Source organism: Arthrobacter sp. zg-Y844, assembly GCF_024385465.1.
GTDB lineage: Bacteria > Actinomycetota > Actinomycetes > Actinomycetales > Micrococcaceae > Arthrobacter_B.
Genome location: NZ_JANFLS010000002.1, coordinates 900,318 through 915,149 on the forward strand (window position 1 = coordinate 900,318; position 14,832 = coordinate 915,149).

Genomic DNA, 14,832 nt, shown 5'->3' on the forward strand with positions numbered 1-14,832 from the left:
ACTCCCCTAGAGCCGGTTCCTGCCCGGCGTTTCCTTTGTCTTCAGCGAAAGCAGCGCGTTTTCGACCACTTCCGTCAGTGCCGGGTGGATCCAGTACTGCCCGCGGGCCATGGTGGCGGCATCCAAGCCGAACTCCATCGCCTGCACCAAGGGCTGGATCAGCATGGACGCCTCATGTCCCATGATGTGGGCGCCGAGCAGCCGGCCGCTTTCCTTTTCCGCCAGCAGTTTCACGAATCCGGTGGAATCCTCCATTGCCCAGCCGTACGCCGTCGACCCGTATTCCTGCACGGCCAGGGCGAGTTCGAGGCCGCGGGCTTCCGTATCGGCGATGGCCTGGTCCTCGGTCATCCCGACGCTCGCAATCTGCGGGCTGCTGAAGACGGCCGCGGGCACGAAGCGGTGGTCCATGGCGCGGAGGTCCCCGGGGTGCACCAGGTTGTGCGCCACCACCCGCGCCTCATGGTTGGCCACGTGCTTGAGCTGGTAGGGGCTGCTGATGTCGCCCAGCGCCCAGATCCCCTCCACCGGAGCGCCGGATGCCAGCACCCTGCCGTAGCCGTCCACGGCCAGCCGGCCGTCCGCGGTGAGGTCAAAACCGGCGGCTGTGACGTCCAGCCGGTCGGTGTTGGGAGTTCGGCCGGTCGCCACCAGCACCAGGTCCACGTCCAGGGCCGACTCTCCGGCGGGGCCGGAGAGCACGGCGTGCACGGAACCGTCGGCGTTCTCCACCAGTGAGTCCACGGTGGTTTCGAACTGCACGTTCCACTGCTTGGCGGCTTCCGCGGTGAAGCGCTCGGACACGGTTTCGTCCAGGGACCGAAGCAGCGCCCCCGACCGCACGGCCAGGGTGACGTCCGACCCGAAGGCGGAGAAAACGAAGCCGAACTCCGCCGCGATATATCCGCCCCCGATGATCAGGACGCGCGCCGGCAGCTCATCGATACGCATCACCGTGTCCGAGGTATGCACCTGGGGAAGGTCCATCCCCGGCACATCCGGCAGGACCGGACGGGATCCGGCGGCCACCACGATTTCATCGGCGGTGATCTCCTGCCCCGACGCCGTGACGAGTGCGTGCGGCGAGACGAAGCGGACGTATTCACTGAACAGCGTGACGTTGTCCAGCTCCTCGTCCCGGTAGCGGCGCCCGCCGTCGGAAATCGCGTCGATGCGGGTGAAGACCCGGTCCCGGATGTCCCGCCACCGGACCCCGGCCGACACCGTGTCCACGCCCAGCCGCGCGCCGTCCACAGCTGCTGCCGCGAGCTGGGCGGGATACACGAACATCTTCGTCGGGATGCACCCGACGTTGAGGCACGTTCCTCCGAACGTGCCTCCGTCGATGATCGCTACCTTTTTGCCGTCCCAGTCCGGGGTGATGATCGAGTTGCCGGAGCCGGAACCAATGATGGCCAGATCGAAGTGAGTCACGCTCTTCAGTCTATGCAGTCACGGTCCAACGTTCATTTCGCACCGGAAGCCGGTGCTTATTTCGGGGCGATGACCAGCAGCAGATCCCCGCCCTGGACCTGCTCCACCCGGGAGATGGCGACCCGTTCCACGGTTCCGGCAACCGGTGCCGTGATGGAAGCCTCCATCTTCATTGCCTCGATGGTGGCGACGGTCTCTCCTGCGGCGACCTCTGCACCCTCCTTAACCGTGACCGTGACCGCACCGGCAAACGGTGCCGCAACCTGGCCGGCTTCCGCCGGATCTGCCCGTTCCGCCGATTTCGTGGTGCTTTCGATGCTGCGGTCCCGGACCGAGACCGGCCGCATCTGCCCGTTCAGGGTGGTCATGACCGTGCGCATGCCCTTTTCATCCGGCTCGGACACCGCGTCCAGCGCAGCGATCAGCCGCACGCCCTTTTCCAGTTCGATGACGTGCTCTTCCCCGCGCCGCAGCCCGTACAGGTAGTCCCGGGTCTCCAGTACGGAAACGTCGCCGTAGGTTTCACGGACGGTCGCGAATTCCTTGGCCGGGCCGGCAAAGAGCAGCCGGTTCAGGGTTTCCTGCCGGGTGGCCGAATCGGCGTGCAGCCCGGCCTTGTCCACCTCGGTCAGTTCGACGTCGCGGGCCTTGACCTTGCGGCCCTGCAGCGCCTTGGTCCGGAAGGGCTCCGGCCAGCCTCCGGGCGGATCGCCGAGTTCACCGCTGAGGAAGCCGATCACGGAATCCGGAATGTCGTAGTTCTGCGGGTTCTCCTCGAAGTCCTCCGGGGAGACGTTGGAGCCGACCAGCTGGAGGGCCAGGTCCCCCACCACCTTCGACGACGGCGTGACCTTCACCAGGCGGCCCAGGATCCGGTCGGCGGCGGTGTACATGTCCTCAATGGCTTCGAACCGCTCCCCCAGCCCCAGGGCAATCGCCTGCTGGCGCAGGTTGGAAAGCTGGCCGCCCGGAATTTCGTGGCGGTACACGCGGCCGGTGGGACCCGCCAACCCGGATTCGAACGGCGCGTACACACGCCGCACGGCCTCCCAATACGGTTCCAGTGCGCCTACGGCGTCCAGGCTGATGCCGGTATCCCGTTCGGTATTGGTCAGCGCGGCGACCAACGAGGACATGGACGGCTGGCTGGTGGTGCCCGCCAGCGGCGCGCTGGCAACGTCCACGGCGTCCACCCCCACCTCGGCCGCGGCCAGCAGGGTTGCCAGCTGGCCTCCGGCGGTGTCATGCGTGTGCAGGTGGACAGGCAGGTCGAAACGTTCCCGCAGCGCAGCGACCAGCTTGGCCGCTGCAGCCGGCCGCAGCAGGCCCGCCATGTCCTTGATAGCCAGGATGTGCGCGCCGGCGTCCACGATTTTCTGCGCCAGGTCCAGGTAGTAGTCCAGCGTGTAGAGGTCCTCATGAGGGTTCAGCATGTCGCCGGTGTAGCAGAGGGCTACTTCGGCGACGGCCGTGCCGGTCTTGCGGACGGCCTGGATGGCAGGCTCCATCTGGGACACATCATTCAGCGCGTCGAAGATGCGGAAAATGTCGACGCCGGTAGCCGCGGCTTCCTCCACGAAGGCTTCGGTGACTTCGGTCGGGTATGGCGTGTAGCCCACCGTGTTCCGTCCACGAAGCAGCATCTGGATGCAGATGTTGGGCAGCTGGTGCCTCAGGGCGGCGAGCCGCTCCCACGGGTCCTCGCCCAGGAAGCGCAGGGCGACGTCGTACGTGGCACCGCCCCAGGCCTCCACGGACAGCAGTTCCGGAGTCAGGGCTGCTACGGCCGGCGCCGCCGCGGTCAGGTCCCTGGTCCGCACACGGGTGGCCAGCAGGGACTGGTGGGCGTCGCGGAAAGTGGTGTCGGTGACGGCCAGTTCGGTCCGCTGCCGCAGGTCCGCGGCGAAACCCTCGGGGCCGAGTTCCAGCAACCGCTGCCGGGAGCCCGGCCCGGCGTCCGGCAGATCGGCGGGCAGCTTCTCCGCCGGGTCGATATGCGCAACGGGATCGCCGTAGGGCTTATTCACGGTGACATCGGCGAGCCAATTGAGCAGCTTCGTACCCCGATCCGCCGAGCCGCGGGCATTAAGCAGTTCGGGGCGTTCCTCGATAAACGACGTGGCTACGTCCCCGGCAACGAAGTCCGGATCATCCAGGACCGCCTGCAGGAAGGAAATGTTGGTGGCAACGCCGCGGATCCTGAACTCGGCCAGCGCCCTCCGGGCCCGGTTGACCGCTATGGGGTAGGTCCGTCCCCGGCAGGTCAGCTTGACCAGCATCGAATCGAAGTGCGGGCTGATTTCAGCGCCCGCATAGACGGTGCCGCCGTCCAGCCTCACCCCGGCGCCGCCGGCGGAACGGTACGCGGTGATCCGGCCGACGTCGGGCCGGAACCCGTTCGCCGGGTCCTCGGTGGTAATGCGGCACTGGAGGGCGGCGCCGCGGACCTGCAGTTCATCCTGCTGCAGGCCCAGATCGGCCAGCGTCTCACCTGCCGCGATCCGCAGCTGGGACTGGACGATGTCGACGTCGGTGATTTCCTCGGTAACGGTGTGTTCCACCTGGACCCGGGGGTTCATTTCGATAAAGACGTGCTGGCCGGCGCGTTCACCGACAGTGTCCACGAGGAACTCCACGGTTCCCGCGTTGACGTAGTTCAGGGCCTTGGCGAACTTCACCGCGTCCCGGTACAGGGCCTGGCGGATGTTCTCATCCAGATTGGGCGCCGGCGCTATCTCCACCACCTTCTGGTGGCGGCGCTGCAGGGAGCAGTCCCGTTCGAACAGGTGCACGATGTTGCCGTCCGCATCGGCCAGGATCTGCACTTCGATGTGCCGGGGACGCAGGACTGCCTGCTCCAGGAACACGGTCGCGTCGCCGAAGGCTGTCTCAGCCTCCCGCATGGCCGCCTGCAGGGCTTCGGGCAGCTTGTCCGCGGTGTCCACCCGGCGCATCCCGCGGCCGCCGCCGCCGGCCACGGCCTTGACGAAGATGGGGAAGCCGATGTCCTCTGCCTCGCTGAGCAGCTTCTCGACGTCGTCGCTCGGCTCGGTGGAGCGCAGAACCGGGATGCCTGCCTTGCGAGCCGCGTTCAGGGCATGGACCTTGTGTCCGGCCAGTTCCAGGATGTCCGCCGCGGGGCCCACAAAGGTGATGCCCGCGTCGGCGGCGGCGCGTGCCAGATGCGCGTTTTCGGAAAGGAACCCGTAACCGGGGTAGATGGCGTCACAGCCGGATTCCTTGGCTACCCGGATAATCTCGTCAACGTCCAGATACGCCCGGACCGGATGTCCCTCTTCCCCGATCAGGTAGGCCTCGTCGGCCTTCTGGCGGTGGATGGAATTCCGGTCCTCCTGGGGAAACACGGCCACGGTCTTGGCGCCGAGCTCATAGGCGGCGCGGAAGGCGCGAATGGCGATCTCGCCCCGGTTCGCTACCAAAATCTTCGAGAACATGGGTCTCCTGGATCAATTGCGGTGGGGCACCCGGACAGATACCGCCAATAACGGATTTTACCCACGGCGCGAGAGGAAAACCTCAAGCCGGACCGGGGTCCCGCCGACAGGCGGACTCCGGAGCTGCCGTGTTCGACATCACAGTGGCACCAGTCTAAGCGCCACCCCTGTAAAAGCCCGCTGCCAAGGTAACGGGTATGCGTCACATAGAATGAGTCAGCAGCGTCCAGTGATCCCTAGACACGTTAGGTTTTGGTTCATCAAGTGCAAGTAGTGAGCATCAGCAGCCTGAAGGGCGGCGTCGGCAAGACCTCCGTCACCCTCGGCCTGGCATCCGCAGCGCTGGCCGCCGGCATTCCTACGCTCGTCGTGGACCTGGACCCGCACGCCGATGCCACCACCGGTTTGGGCGTCAGCGCAGGCAACCAGCTCGGAATCGGCGAGATGCTCCGGACAGCCCGTCGGGCACAGCTTTCGGATCATGTGATCCCCAGCGGCTGGGTAGCGAACGCCCGCCGCCTTGCGAAGAATTCAGAAGGCCGGAAGCCCGTCCTGGATGTTGCCATGGGCTCGGCCTACTCGGGTATTTACGACCGTCCGGACCTGGGCAAGCGCGATCTTCGACGCCTGACCACCCTGCTGTCCCGGGTATCCGGATACGGCTTGGTCCTCATCGACTGCCCGCCGTCGCTGAACGGCCTCACCCGCATGGCCTGGACCGCCAGCAACCGGGTACTGCTCGTTGCGGAACCTGGGCTGTTTTCGGTGGCCGGCACCGAGCGGACCATGCGTGCGCTCGAACTGTTCCGGGAGGAATTCGCTCCCAATCTGGCCCCCGCCGGAATCATCGCCAACCGGGTGCGGCCCAGCTCCAACGAGCACGTTTTCCGGCTTGCCGAAATGAAGCAGATGTTCGGTGACCTGCTCCTCACGCCCACCATTGCGGAACAGGCGAACTGGCAGCAGATCCAGGGTGCCGCCCATTCGGTGCATCACTGGCCGGGCGAATCAGCCAAACAGGCCGCCGGAACCTTCGACGCCTTGATGAAGAACCTGATGGATTCCGGCAGCGTGCGCAACCGCGTGATGCGCCGCCCGGTGGCCTAGCCCCGGCAGGCTACAAGCAACTGGACAAACGTTGAAGGGCATCCCCGCGGGGATGCCCTTCAACGTTAATGGTCTGTAGAACCTGTGCGTTGCCCTAACTGGGCTGTGCGCCCTAACTGAGCTATGCGCCCTAACTGAGCTGTGCGCCCTAACTGATTTTGCGGGCGATGCGGCGCTGGCTCAGTTCGTCTCCGGGAAAGTCCTGCTCATTGACGTGCTCACTGGGCAACTGTGCGAGGCTGCCCTCGACTTCGCGCCAGACCCGGCCCACGGCTATGCCGAAGACGCCCTGGCCGCCCTGGACCAGGTCGATGACCTCGTCGGCGGAAGTGCACTCGTACACGCTGGCGCCGTCGCTCATCAAGGTGATCTGTGCCAGGTCCTCGACTCCACGTTCCCGCAGGTGCTCCACGGCAGTTCGGATCTGCTGGAGTGATACACCGGTGTCCAGCAGCCGCTTGACGACTTTCAGGACCAGGATGTCGCGGAAACCGTAGAGGCGCTGCGTGCCGGAACCGGATGCACCTCGTACCGCAGGTTCCACGAGGCCGGTGCGCGCCCAGTAATCCAACTGGCGGTAAGTTATCCCTGCAGCCTTGCAGGCGGTGGGGCCACGGTAGCCTGCGTCTTCATCGAGAAGAGGCAGGTCCTCGGTGAACAGCAAGCCCTGGGCGCTCTGGGAAGGGATGCTCCCCGGTGCTGCGGCGTGTTCGCCGGCATCGCCTTTCGGACTCACGTGTGCCTCCTAGTAACGGTTCCCCTGGGGGTCGGCACAGGCCGGAGCTGTCAGGGCTTCTTCAGTGTGCCCCGAGAACTCCCCCGGTGCAATGGGAACTCTATTCTTCGACGTTAGAACCGACTGGCACCAAGGTCAAAGATGCCGGGAACTTTTCCGCAGGCGTGTCGGAGGCAGAGGCGGAAAACCGGTCAGCGTTCGAAGTCTTCAGGCTCGACGTCGGCCAGGAATTCGCGGAACTGGCGCATCTCCTGCTCCGCGTTGTCCTGCTCTTCATCGTCTTCGGGGTCCGCGTCGGCAATCCGGACGCCGGCCTCATTCAGGACTTCGTCCGCGCAGTAAATAGGGCACGGGATCCGCAGGGCAACGGCAATCGCGTCGGATGCCCGCGAATTCACGGCTGTTCCGTCCTCGAAAAGGATCTCCGCGTGGAACACGGTGTCTTCCACGGAGATCAGCCGGACGAGTGTCACTTCGCGTTTCAGCGCGTGGATCAGGTTCACCAGCAGGTCATGTGTCATGGGCCGCGGCGGAACGATCCCCTGCTGCACAAAGGCGATGGCGCTGGCTTCCGGGGCGCCGATCCAGATAGGAAGGTGCCGTTCACCGTTGACTTCCTTAAGCAGGACCAGCGGCTGATTGGACGGGAGTTCAATCCGCACGCCGACAACTTCAACTTCCTGCATCTCAGCCCTCCATCCGCGCTATTTGCCCATGCACCAAAGCGCTGTGCAGGCTCAGGCACAGGTCGCTGATCTCGCGGGCGGTCTCAGCGGCGCGCGCCTTCGAGGCGACGTCCCGGCGGGAGGCGACCGGGGCAACCACGCGTTCAACCAGTCCGAGCTCGCGGTCCGCTGCCGCCCGGAAGGGACGCAGGTGCCGCGGTTCGATGCCGTGCGCCTCGAGCTGGACACAGGCCTTGGCCACCTTTAGGGCATGCTCGTCATAGTTTTCATCGCCGCTGGTGATCAGTCCGTAGCTGACCAGGCTGTGCACCAATTCCGTGCTCGCGCCGGATTCCTTAACCAGCTCCTGGAAGGTCAAGGTGCGGGCATGGGCGCGGGCAGCAAGCTCTCCGGCCAGCTGGTCCGAAACGACGCGCGGGGCAAGGGACATACCGCCGGGAAGCGACTCGGGCCGCTCTCCCCGGTCAATCGCGTCCAGATAATCCTTGATGACCTTCAGCGGCAGGTACTGGTCGCGCTGCAATGCCAGCACAAACCGAAGACGCTCGACGTCGGCCGTACTGTACTTGCGGTAACCGGCGGCCGTGCGCTGCGGCGTCACCAGGCCTTTTTCCTCAAGGAAACGGATCTTGGATGCGCTGATGGCAGGGAAGTCCGTGCTGAGCTCGCCCAGGACCTCGCCGATATTCAGCACCCTGCCACGCAGCCGTTCCGGTCCGGTGGTGCGCCTGACGGACTGTGATGCTGACATGTCTACTACCTTATCTGCCCTACGCCGGGGCCTGAGCCTAGTTTCCGGCAGTTGCGGGGCGGGCAGCGTAAAAAGTGAGTCGGAACTTACCGATCTGCACTTCGCTCCCGGTACGCAGCAGCACACTGTCGACCCGGTCATGGTTGACGTACGTGCCGTTCAGGCTCATGGAATCCACCACGCGGAACCCCTCGGGGGTACGGCGGAACTCAACATGCTTGCGCGAAACAGTGACGTCATCGAGGAAAACGTCTGCGTTGGGGTGCCGGCCGGCAGTAGTGACGTCCTGGTCCAGCAGGAAGCGTGCACCGGCGTTCGGACCGCTGTGGGCAATCAGCAGGGCTGAGCGCGCAGGGAGGGCCGCGACGGCGGCTCGCTCGTCCGGGGTCAGCTTGGGCTCAACCGATGTGGAATCGGACATCGGGGGAAGACTGATGGATGTGGTGTCTTCCGTGCCGGGCGCCTGTCGGTTGCCCGCTCGTTCGGCGCTGTACTGCTCGCCCGCCATGTGCAATTTCCTCCCCAAAAAGAAAACTGATCAGCCAAAATATCTGGCTGACCCGGTTCCGATGACTGTTTCTGCCTTACCTGCTGTATCAGCCTACCCGTTACAGGCCCGCTGTGGCACTGATTAACAAGTACTGCTTACGGCTTCTCCGCGCAGGAGGTAGTAATCAGGTGCGGGAGGGCGTCAACGCGCCGTAACAGGACCGCCGATTACCGCCCTTGCCGAATCCGAAGCTCACTGGCCGGCCGCGATGCATGCGCCCCGGCTGGCCTGGCTCAGCTGCCGGCCCGCTGGCGGGGACGGTTGCCTGCCCGGACGCTGGGCTGGTCCACGACTGCCTGCCACAAAAGCGGCCACTGCACGGCTGCTGCATCCCTGGGCAGTGCCTGCAGCGGAACTCCCGCAGCGGCCAATGCGGTCCGTGCGGTCCGTGCCGACCCAAGATACCGGCCCAGGATCTCCCCCAGCCCAGCTCCGGGTCCGTTGTAGATGGCGCGCACAAACCGCTCGTAGGGTGTCCGGTCCTGCGGGTCCAGCAGCGGGACCGGGCGCCGCCGGACACTAAGGATGCCGCCGTCGACGGCGGGCCGGGGGCGGAACCCGGCTGCGGGCACCCGGCCGCGAAGATCGAAGCCGAACCAGGGAGAGGCCTGGGCCGTCAGCAGGGTTCCCCCACCCACTCCGGCCCGCTTGCGGGCAACCTCCCACTGGGTCAGCAGCACCGCATGGGTCCAGGTACCCGTTGCCAGCAGGCGGCGCAGGATCGGGGTAGTCAGGTGAAAAGGAATATTGCCCACAATCACCGGGCGGTCGAAGGGCACGGCCAGGGCATCTGCCTGCAGTACCCGGACTGTGGGCAGACGCCGTTGCAGTCGTCCTACTCAGCCTGAATCCAAGTCAATGGCCAGCAGGTCGCGGCCGAGGGCTGCAAGCGGACGGGTCAGGGCGCCGTCGCCGGCACCGAGTTCGAGGATGCTCCCGCCGCCCGAGGAACGGACCAGGCCAAGGACCAAACGGATGGTGGGTTGGTGGATCAGGAAATTCTGGCCGAGCTCTTCCCGGCCGCCATACTGGCTTCTCGCTCCCACGAGCGCTCCAATCGCCGCGACTTGGAGCACCCTTCAGGCAGATGACGCCTTCCGGGTGCCTGGCATCCGGAACGACGGCGCGCGGTACCACGAGTGGAGGCGCCGCCCGCCGTCAGCGGCGGCGGTCGCGCACGAAGAACGCGCAGTCGAATGCGCGGGAGGAAGTCCTACACGTGGAAGTCATAGGAAGGAGGATACGGCGACCGGCTCGACGGTTCCAGAGGGAGCAGCATGTTCGGCGCATGGATAAACAGCAGCCGGACCCGGGATGGGGTCCGGCTGCCGTTCGCCTACCGGGCTCTTGGGGGTGGCTATGCCTACGATTCCTGGACTTCGCGGCGACGCGTGAAGTACACGCCGGCAGCACCCGCAACAAGAAGGCCTCCGGCTCCGAGCAGGGCGAGCGATGTGCCGGAGGCTCCGGTGCCTGCCAGATCGGGGCTCACATCACGGGACGCTCCTGCGGAACCCATGCACGGCGGAGTGATGGACACGACCTGGACCATGGCTACCTCGGCACCCATTCCCGTTGTGCCCGATGAAGCTGAAGGGGTGCCCGTCGGAGTGTCGCTCGGGGAGGGAGAGTCGCTCGGCAACGGGGTATCGCTCGGGGACGGGGTATCGCTCGGGGACGGGGTATCGCTCGGGGACGGAGAGTCGCTCGGCGACGGGGTTCCCGTCGGTGTTGGGGTAACCGTCGGGGTCGACGTCGGGGTACCCGTCGGAGTGACCGTCGGGGTTGGAGTTCCCGTCGGTGTTGGGGTACCAGTCGGAGTGACCGTGGGCGTCGGCGTCCCGGTCGGAGTCGGCGTCCCGGTTGGGGTCGGCGTCGGCGTCGGCGTCATCCGGCACGTGGGCGTAGGGTCGGAAACGGCCAGCAGTACACCTGATTCCATTGGCGCGGCGGCGTTGACCCGAACGGAGGCCGCCGGACCCTGTGCTGCAGCCGTCGGGGCGGCGGCCAGGGAACCGACAAGGGCGAAAGCTGCCGCAAGGCTGCAGATCGATGTAGTGGCAAGGGCATGTGGGAGGCGTTTTGTATGCATGCGGATGACGCTTACACCACGCTATGTTGTCCACAAGCGTAATAAAGGCACATTGTTTCACCCCAGCCCCAGAGCCCTCAGTAGTACCCGTTGCCACACGCCAGGGGGAAATCCACCCACGGTTAATTTCACCGGTCATCCACTGGACTATTCGGCTGATCAGGCGGTTCGGACAGCGCTCACGGGCAGGGTTCGCCACTGCTGCCCGGCTACCCCGGGTCCGCTTCCGCTGCCCGGAGGCGCAGGCTACGGTACGAGGGATTGGGGCCGAATGTGTAGCCGGGCCCCTAAACCCAGGAGCCTGCGAAAATGATCGAGGTCCATCCCGCCTCCGCCGACCGGTTCGACGACGTCGCGGCGGTCCTTGCGCCGAAGAGCCCCGATGCCCAGGGCCTGCTGGTGCCTCAGCTACCGTCTCCCGACGTCGGAGTTCCGTGCTCTCGCCGGCGCTGACCAGCAGGGCAGGCTGCGCCGGTATGCGGAGGAGGGCACCCCGCCCGGCGTCGTCGCCTACGTGGACGGCGAGGCCGCGGGCTGGTGTTCGGTGAGCCCGCGCGCCAGCCACCACCGGCTGCGGTCCTCACGGACCATCCCCGCCGTCGACGATGTTCCGGTGTGGAGCGTGGTCTGCCTGGTCATCCGTCCGCAGTTCCGCCGGCAGGGACTGGCCCGGCACCTGCTCCACGGCGCTGTCGACTATGCCCGTTCTGCCGGCGCTCCGGCGCTGGAGGCCTACCCGATCGACGCCGCCGGCGGCAGGATCGGTTCCTCGCTCGCGTACGTCGGCACTACTGCGCTGTTCGAGGCAGCCGGCTTCGAACGCGTGGCGGAGACGGCGTCGAAATCCGGCGGGAAAACCCGGTGGCTGATGCGGAGACGACTCGCCTAATCCGTTTCCAGGCGGAGAATCCGGTCGTCGTCCTGCCCCGGACGGCCGCGGCCGTCGGTGTTGTTCGTCAGGATCCACAGACTGCCGTCCGGAGCGTTGACGACGTCGCGCAGCCGGCCGTATTCGCCGGCAAGCTGCTCGATGGAGGTACTCAGATCATCGAGCGGGACCTCCCGCAGCCGTTCGCCGCGCAGGTTGGCAATATACAGAGTGCCACCCGCCACGGCGATGCCGCTCGGACTGGCTTCCCCGGGCGTCCACTGCTGGACCGGGTCAATGAAGCCTTCCTCTCCTGCTATGCCTTCGACCTCGGGCCAGCCGTAGTTCCCGCCGGGCTCGATGACGTTCAGTTCATCCCAGGTGTTCTGTCCGAACTCGCTCGCATAGAGGACGCCGTCGCTGTCCCAGGCGATGCCCTGCGGGTTGCGGTGTCCATAGCTGTACACGAGCGTTCCCGGGAAGGGGTTGTCCTCCGGGTTGCTGCCGTCCGGGTTCATCCGCAGGATCTTGCCCGAGAGCGAATCCCGGTCCTGCGCGCTGTCCCGGCTGCCGGCGTCGCCAGTGGTGGCGTACAGCATGCCGTCCGGGCCGAACGCAAGGCGGCCACCGTTGTGGACCGGGCCGGCGGGGATTGAGTCGAGGATGGTTTCCGCTTCGCCCAGCGCCAATGACCCGGGGTCACCGGTGATGCTGCGGCGTTCGATCCGGTTCCCGGCGTCCCCGGTGAAATAGGTATACAGGTACCCGTCCTGGACGGCGATGCCGAGAAGCCCTCCCTCTCCCCTGCCTACGGCGCCCTCGATGGTGCCGGCCTCGCGGGCGTTACCGGCCGCGTCGAGCTCCAGGATTCGTGCAGAGTCCCGCTCACTGACCAGCGGGATGCCCTCGTGGAACGCGATGGACCACGGGGCGTCGAGACCGGTGGCGAGGACTTCCGTTTCCGGTCTTTCCACTTCCAGTCCGGGCGAAACGGAAATCGGCGACTCCGGTCCCGGCCGGCCGTCTTCAGTACACCCGGCCACAGCGGCCACCGCGACCGTGACAGCCGCGAGGGCGGCGAACCGGCGTCGTGCCTTGCTCCGACGGGAACCCGCACCGGCACTCCCGGGGCCCGCAGCCGCAAGCCTCACGGTTCCCTGTCGCACCGATGATCCGGGTATCAATCGACGCTCATCCCGCTCGTGAGGTTCAGGACGGCCCCGTTCATACTCCCGGCGCCGCCCTCGACCAGAAAGACCGCTGCTTCGGCCACCTCCTTGAGGGTCGGGAGGGTTCCGGTGGTGGTGAGGGATTCCAGGAAGCGGGTGAACTCGTCCAGTGCCATCGGCAGGTCCGGTGTGCTTCCGATGGTTTCCAGGATGCGCTGCAGGCGAAGGCAGACAACCCTTACTCCCGAAGGGCCCAGCTCAGCGGCAAGGGTCCGCGTGAGTGCTTCGACGGCGGCACAAGCCGCTGCGAAGCCGCCCACTCCGGCAATGGAGACCCTCGCCGGCGAGGCGGACAGCAGCAGGACCGTTCCGCTTCCGCGTCCAACCATGTGTACGGCAGCGGCCCGCGAGGTGATGAACTGTGTGCGCAGCCAGCCTGCTGCCGGCGAGACGACGTCGTCCACGGACATATCGAGCAGCGGGACGCCTTGCACCGCGGGGAGGCCGGCCGCGTTGAGCACGGCGTCGATCCGTCCTGCGGCGTCGACGACGGCGCCGGCGTGCGCGTCCACGGCCGCCGGATCGGAGGCATCGACTTCTGCCGTATGCACCGGCCCGCCGCCCATGGCGCGGATGCGGTCCGCCGTCGTATTAACGGAGTCCAGGCGGTGCCCGGCGAGGAACAGCTCCGCCCCGCGGCGGGCAAATTCCTCCGCTACGGCACCGCCGATCGCACCGCCGGCGCCATGGATAATGACCTTCCGGGATGGGATCACCGCAGCCATGGACCCGCTCCTTCTCCGATGCAATCTGGATGGCGGACGCCGGGACGCCCGGACGGACGAGGCTAACAGGGCCCTGCAATCACGCGGAATAGCATTCAGTCAACCGATGCACGGAAGAAGCGGGATTCGTTGCGTTTGCTGATAATAGGCCATGGATCCCTACACCTACTCTCCGCCGGATTTGTGCCGCGACCGGTACTGCCACAGTGTGGGACCCACCTTCCGGCCGCATCGTTAGTTTGCCTGCGCTCCGCCGTCGAGCTCTGCTTTTAGCACCGAGGAATGCGGCGCTGAGATGGTCCCGTCGGCTCTAGGCAAGAACACACCCACATCCATAACACATGCTTAAGCATTTGACGGATATACTCAGTGTCTAATTGTTTATTTAGGAGACACCCATGTCCGATTTCCCCAAAGATCATTCTCCCCAGGGAGAATATCCCACACCCGGCCCCGCCTCTGTACCTACTAAGAAAAAACGCAAAAAGTGGCCGTGGGTTGTCGCCATTGTCCTAATCCTCTTTTTTGGCGGCTGCGTGTCCTCTCTTACGGGTGGGTCTGATGACAGCAGTACTGCATCCTCAACCGACGAGACCCAAACATCTGAGACGTCCTCAGAGGCGGCACCCTCGACTACGGCCCCGGAACCTGTAAAGGAGCCGGAACCTGCAAAGGAACCGGCTGCCCCCAGTCCCGCTGCTCCTGCCCCTGCTGAAAATTCTGTTCCCGTTGAATTCAAGTCGGCACTTCGTCAGGCCGACACCTACGCGAACACAATGCACATGTCCAAAGTCGGACTCTATGACCAGCTGACTTCCGAATATGGTGGGAAATTTTCACCCGAGGCCGCACAATATGCCGTCGATAACGTGAAGACGGACTGGAACAAGAACGCGCTGGAGAAGGCGAAAACTTATCAGGAGACGATGGCCATGTCTCCGGATGCCGTCTACGACCAGCTGGTTTCCGAATACGGAGAAAAGTTCACTCCGGCTGAGGCGGATTACGCGATTCAAAACCTGAACCAGTAGTTCAGGCCTCGCCAGCAAAATCCTCGAGGGCCATCCCGCATGCTGTAGCTGCGGGATGGCCCTTTTCGTGGCTCATGACCACATGTCCAGAGCGTATCCGCATGATTTGAACCGGGGCGGGCTTCAACCCACCATTGTTGTGCGATCAGTGCGAGCTCCAACTCGGGT

The 14,832-nt window shown here is 65.5% G+C and carries 13 protein-coding genes and 1 pseudogene; 3 read left to right on the plus strand and 11 right to left on the minus strand.

Translation table 11 applies throughout. The features are described 5' to 3' along the window. Positions 1 to 6: 6 nt before the first annotated feature. Positions 7 to 1,434, minus strand: coding sequence for a mycothione reductase (locus tag NNX35_RS11035; RefSeq protein ID WP_255867779.1), 1,428 nt, complete (start codon positions 1,432 to 1,434; stop codon positions 7 to 9). 56 nt (positions 1,435 to 1,490) lie between these two features. Next, positions 1,491 to 4,889 carry a pyruvate carboxylase gene (locus tag NNX35_RS11040; protein ID WP_255867780.1) on the minus strand — a complete coding sequence of 1,133 codons (3,399 nt, stop codon included), beginning with the start codon at positions 4,887 to 4,889 and terminating at the stop codon, positions 1,491 to 1,493. Between the two features lie 264 nt (positions 4,890 to 5,153). Here NNX35_RS11040 and NNX35_RS11045 point away from each other — a divergent pair, with 264 nt between their 5' ends. Continuing rightward, entirely contained in the window at positions 5,154 to 5,996 is an 843-nt protein-coding gene (locus NNX35_RS11045; protein ID WP_255765794.1) for a ParA family protein, read from the plus strand. Positions 5,997 to 6,144: 148 nt separating this feature from the next. Here the strand turns inward: NNX35_RS11045 and NNX35_RS11050 are convergent, their stop codons facing one another. The 7 genes and pseudogenes from NNX35_RS11050 to NNX35_RS11080 form a co-directional block, all read right to left on the minus strand. Beyond that, the gene (locus tag NNX35_RS11050; RefSeq protein ID WP_308219735.1) at positions 6,145 to 6,732 is read right to left on the minus strand and encodes a MerR family transcriptional regulator; all 588 of its coding nucleotides are present in this window, start codon (positions 6,730 to 6,732) and stop codon (positions 6,145 to 6,147) included. Positions 6,733 to 6,923: 191 nt separating this feature from the next. After that, positions 6,924 to 7,418 carry a bifunctional nuclease family protein gene (locus tag NNX35_RS11055; protein ID WP_255765793.1) on the minus strand — a complete coding sequence of 165 codons (495 nt, stop codon included), beginning with the start codon at positions 7,416 to 7,418 and terminating at the stop codon, positions 6,924 to 6,926. 1 nt (position 7,419) lies between these two features. Further along, entirely contained in the window at positions 7,420 to 8,169 is a 750-nt protein-coding gene (locus NNX35_RS11060; protein ID WP_255765792.1) for a MerR family transcriptional regulator, read from the minus strand. 37 nt (positions 8,170 to 8,206) lie between these two features. Next, positions 8,207 to 8,677: an FHA domain-containing protein gene (locus NNX35_RS11065; RefSeq protein ID WP_255765791.1), complete on the minus strand. Its 471-nt coding sequence runs from the start codon at positions 8,675 to 8,677 to the stop codon at positions 8,207 to 8,209. A 275-nt stretch (positions 8,678 to 8,952) separates the two neighbouring features. Beyond that, positions 8,953 to 9,765 (minus strand): annotated as a pseudogene (locus NNX35_RS11070) (rRNA adenine dimethyltransferase family protein). Positions 9,766 to 10,082: 317 nt separating this feature from the next. Beyond that, positions 10,083 to 10,211, minus strand: coding sequence for an LPXTG cell wall anchor domain-containing protein (locus tag NNX35_RS11075; protein WP_255867781.1), 129 nt, complete (start codon positions 10,209 to 10,211; stop codon positions 10,083 to 10,085). A gap of 1 nt (position 10,212) precedes the next feature. Beyond that, entirely contained in the window at positions 10,213 to 10,617 is a 405-nt protein-coding gene (locus NNX35_RS11080) for a hypothetical protein (RefSeq protein ID WP_255867782.1), read from the minus strand. 576 nt (positions 10,618 to 11,193) lie between these two features. Between NNX35_RS11080 and NNX35_RS11085 the strand changes: the two genes are divergently transcribed. After that, the gene (locus tag NNX35_RS11085) at positions 11,194 to 11,700 is read left to right on the plus strand and encodes a GNAT family N-acetyltransferase (RefSeq protein WP_255867784.1); all 507 of its coding nucleotides are present in this window, start codon (positions 11,194 to 11,196) and stop codon (positions 11,698 to 11,700) included. Here the strand turns inward: NNX35_RS11085 and NNX35_RS11090 are convergent. Together NNX35_RS11090 and NNX35_RS11095 are read right to left on the minus strand one after the other, a co-directional pair. Further along, positions 11,697 to 12,653 (minus strand): PQQ-dependent sugar dehydrogenase, encoded by a 957-nt coding sequence (locus NNX35_RS11090; RefSeq protein ID WP_255867785.1) that lies wholly within the window; start codon positions 12,651 to 12,653, stop codon positions 11,697 to 11,699. The genes NNX35_RS11085 and NNX35_RS11090 overlap by 4 nt on opposite strands. A gap of 206 nt (positions 12,654 to 12,859) precedes the next feature. Beyond that, positions 12,860 to 13,633, minus strand: a complete 774-nt coding sequence (locus tag NNX35_RS11095; RefSeq protein WP_255867786.1) for an SDR family NAD(P)-dependent oxidoreductase — start codon at positions 13,631 to 13,633, stop codon at positions 12,860 to 12,862. Positions 13,634 to 14,031: 398 nt separating this feature from the next. Between NNX35_RS11095 and NNX35_RS11100 the strand changes: the two genes are divergently transcribed. Beyond that, positions 14,032 to 14,664 (plus strand): Ltp family lipoprotein, encoded by a 633-nt coding sequence (locus NNX35_RS11100; protein WP_255765784.1) that lies wholly within the window; start codon positions 14,032 to 14,034, stop codon positions 14,662 to 14,664. Positions 14,665 to 14,832 lie beyond the last annotated feature (168 nt).

Bases quoted from the DNA above. Each gene is read 5' to 3' on its own strand.
- NNX35_RS11085 (WP_255867784.1), top strand. From the start codon at position 11,194: ATGCCCAGGGCCTGCTGGTGCCTCAGCTACCGTCTCCCGACGTCGGAG.
- NNX35_RS11040 (WP_255867780.1), bottom strand. From the start codon at position 4,889: ATGTTCTCGAAGATTTTGGTAGCGAACCGGGGCGAGATCGCCATTCGC.
- NNX35_RS11060 (WP_255765792.1), bottom strand. From the start codon at position 8,169: ATGTCAGCATCACAGTCCGTCAGGCGCACCACCGGACCGGAACGGCTG.
- NNX35_RS11100 (WP_255765784.1), top strand. From the start codon at position 14,032: ATGTCCGATTTCCCCAAAGATCATTCTCCCCAGGGAGAATATCCCACA.
- NNX35_RS11065 (WP_255765791.1), bottom strand. From the start codon at position 8,677: ATGGCGGGCGAGCAGTACAGCGCCGAACGAGCGGGCAACCGACAGGCG.
- NNX35_RS11095 (WP_255867786.1), bottom strand. From the start codon at position 13,633: ATGGCTGCGGTGATCCCATCCCGGAAGGTCATTATCCATGGCGCCGGC.
- NNX35_RS11055 (WP_255765793.1), bottom strand. From the start codon at position 7,418: ATGCAGGAAGTTGAAGTTGTCGGCGTGCGGATTGAACTCCCGTCCAAT.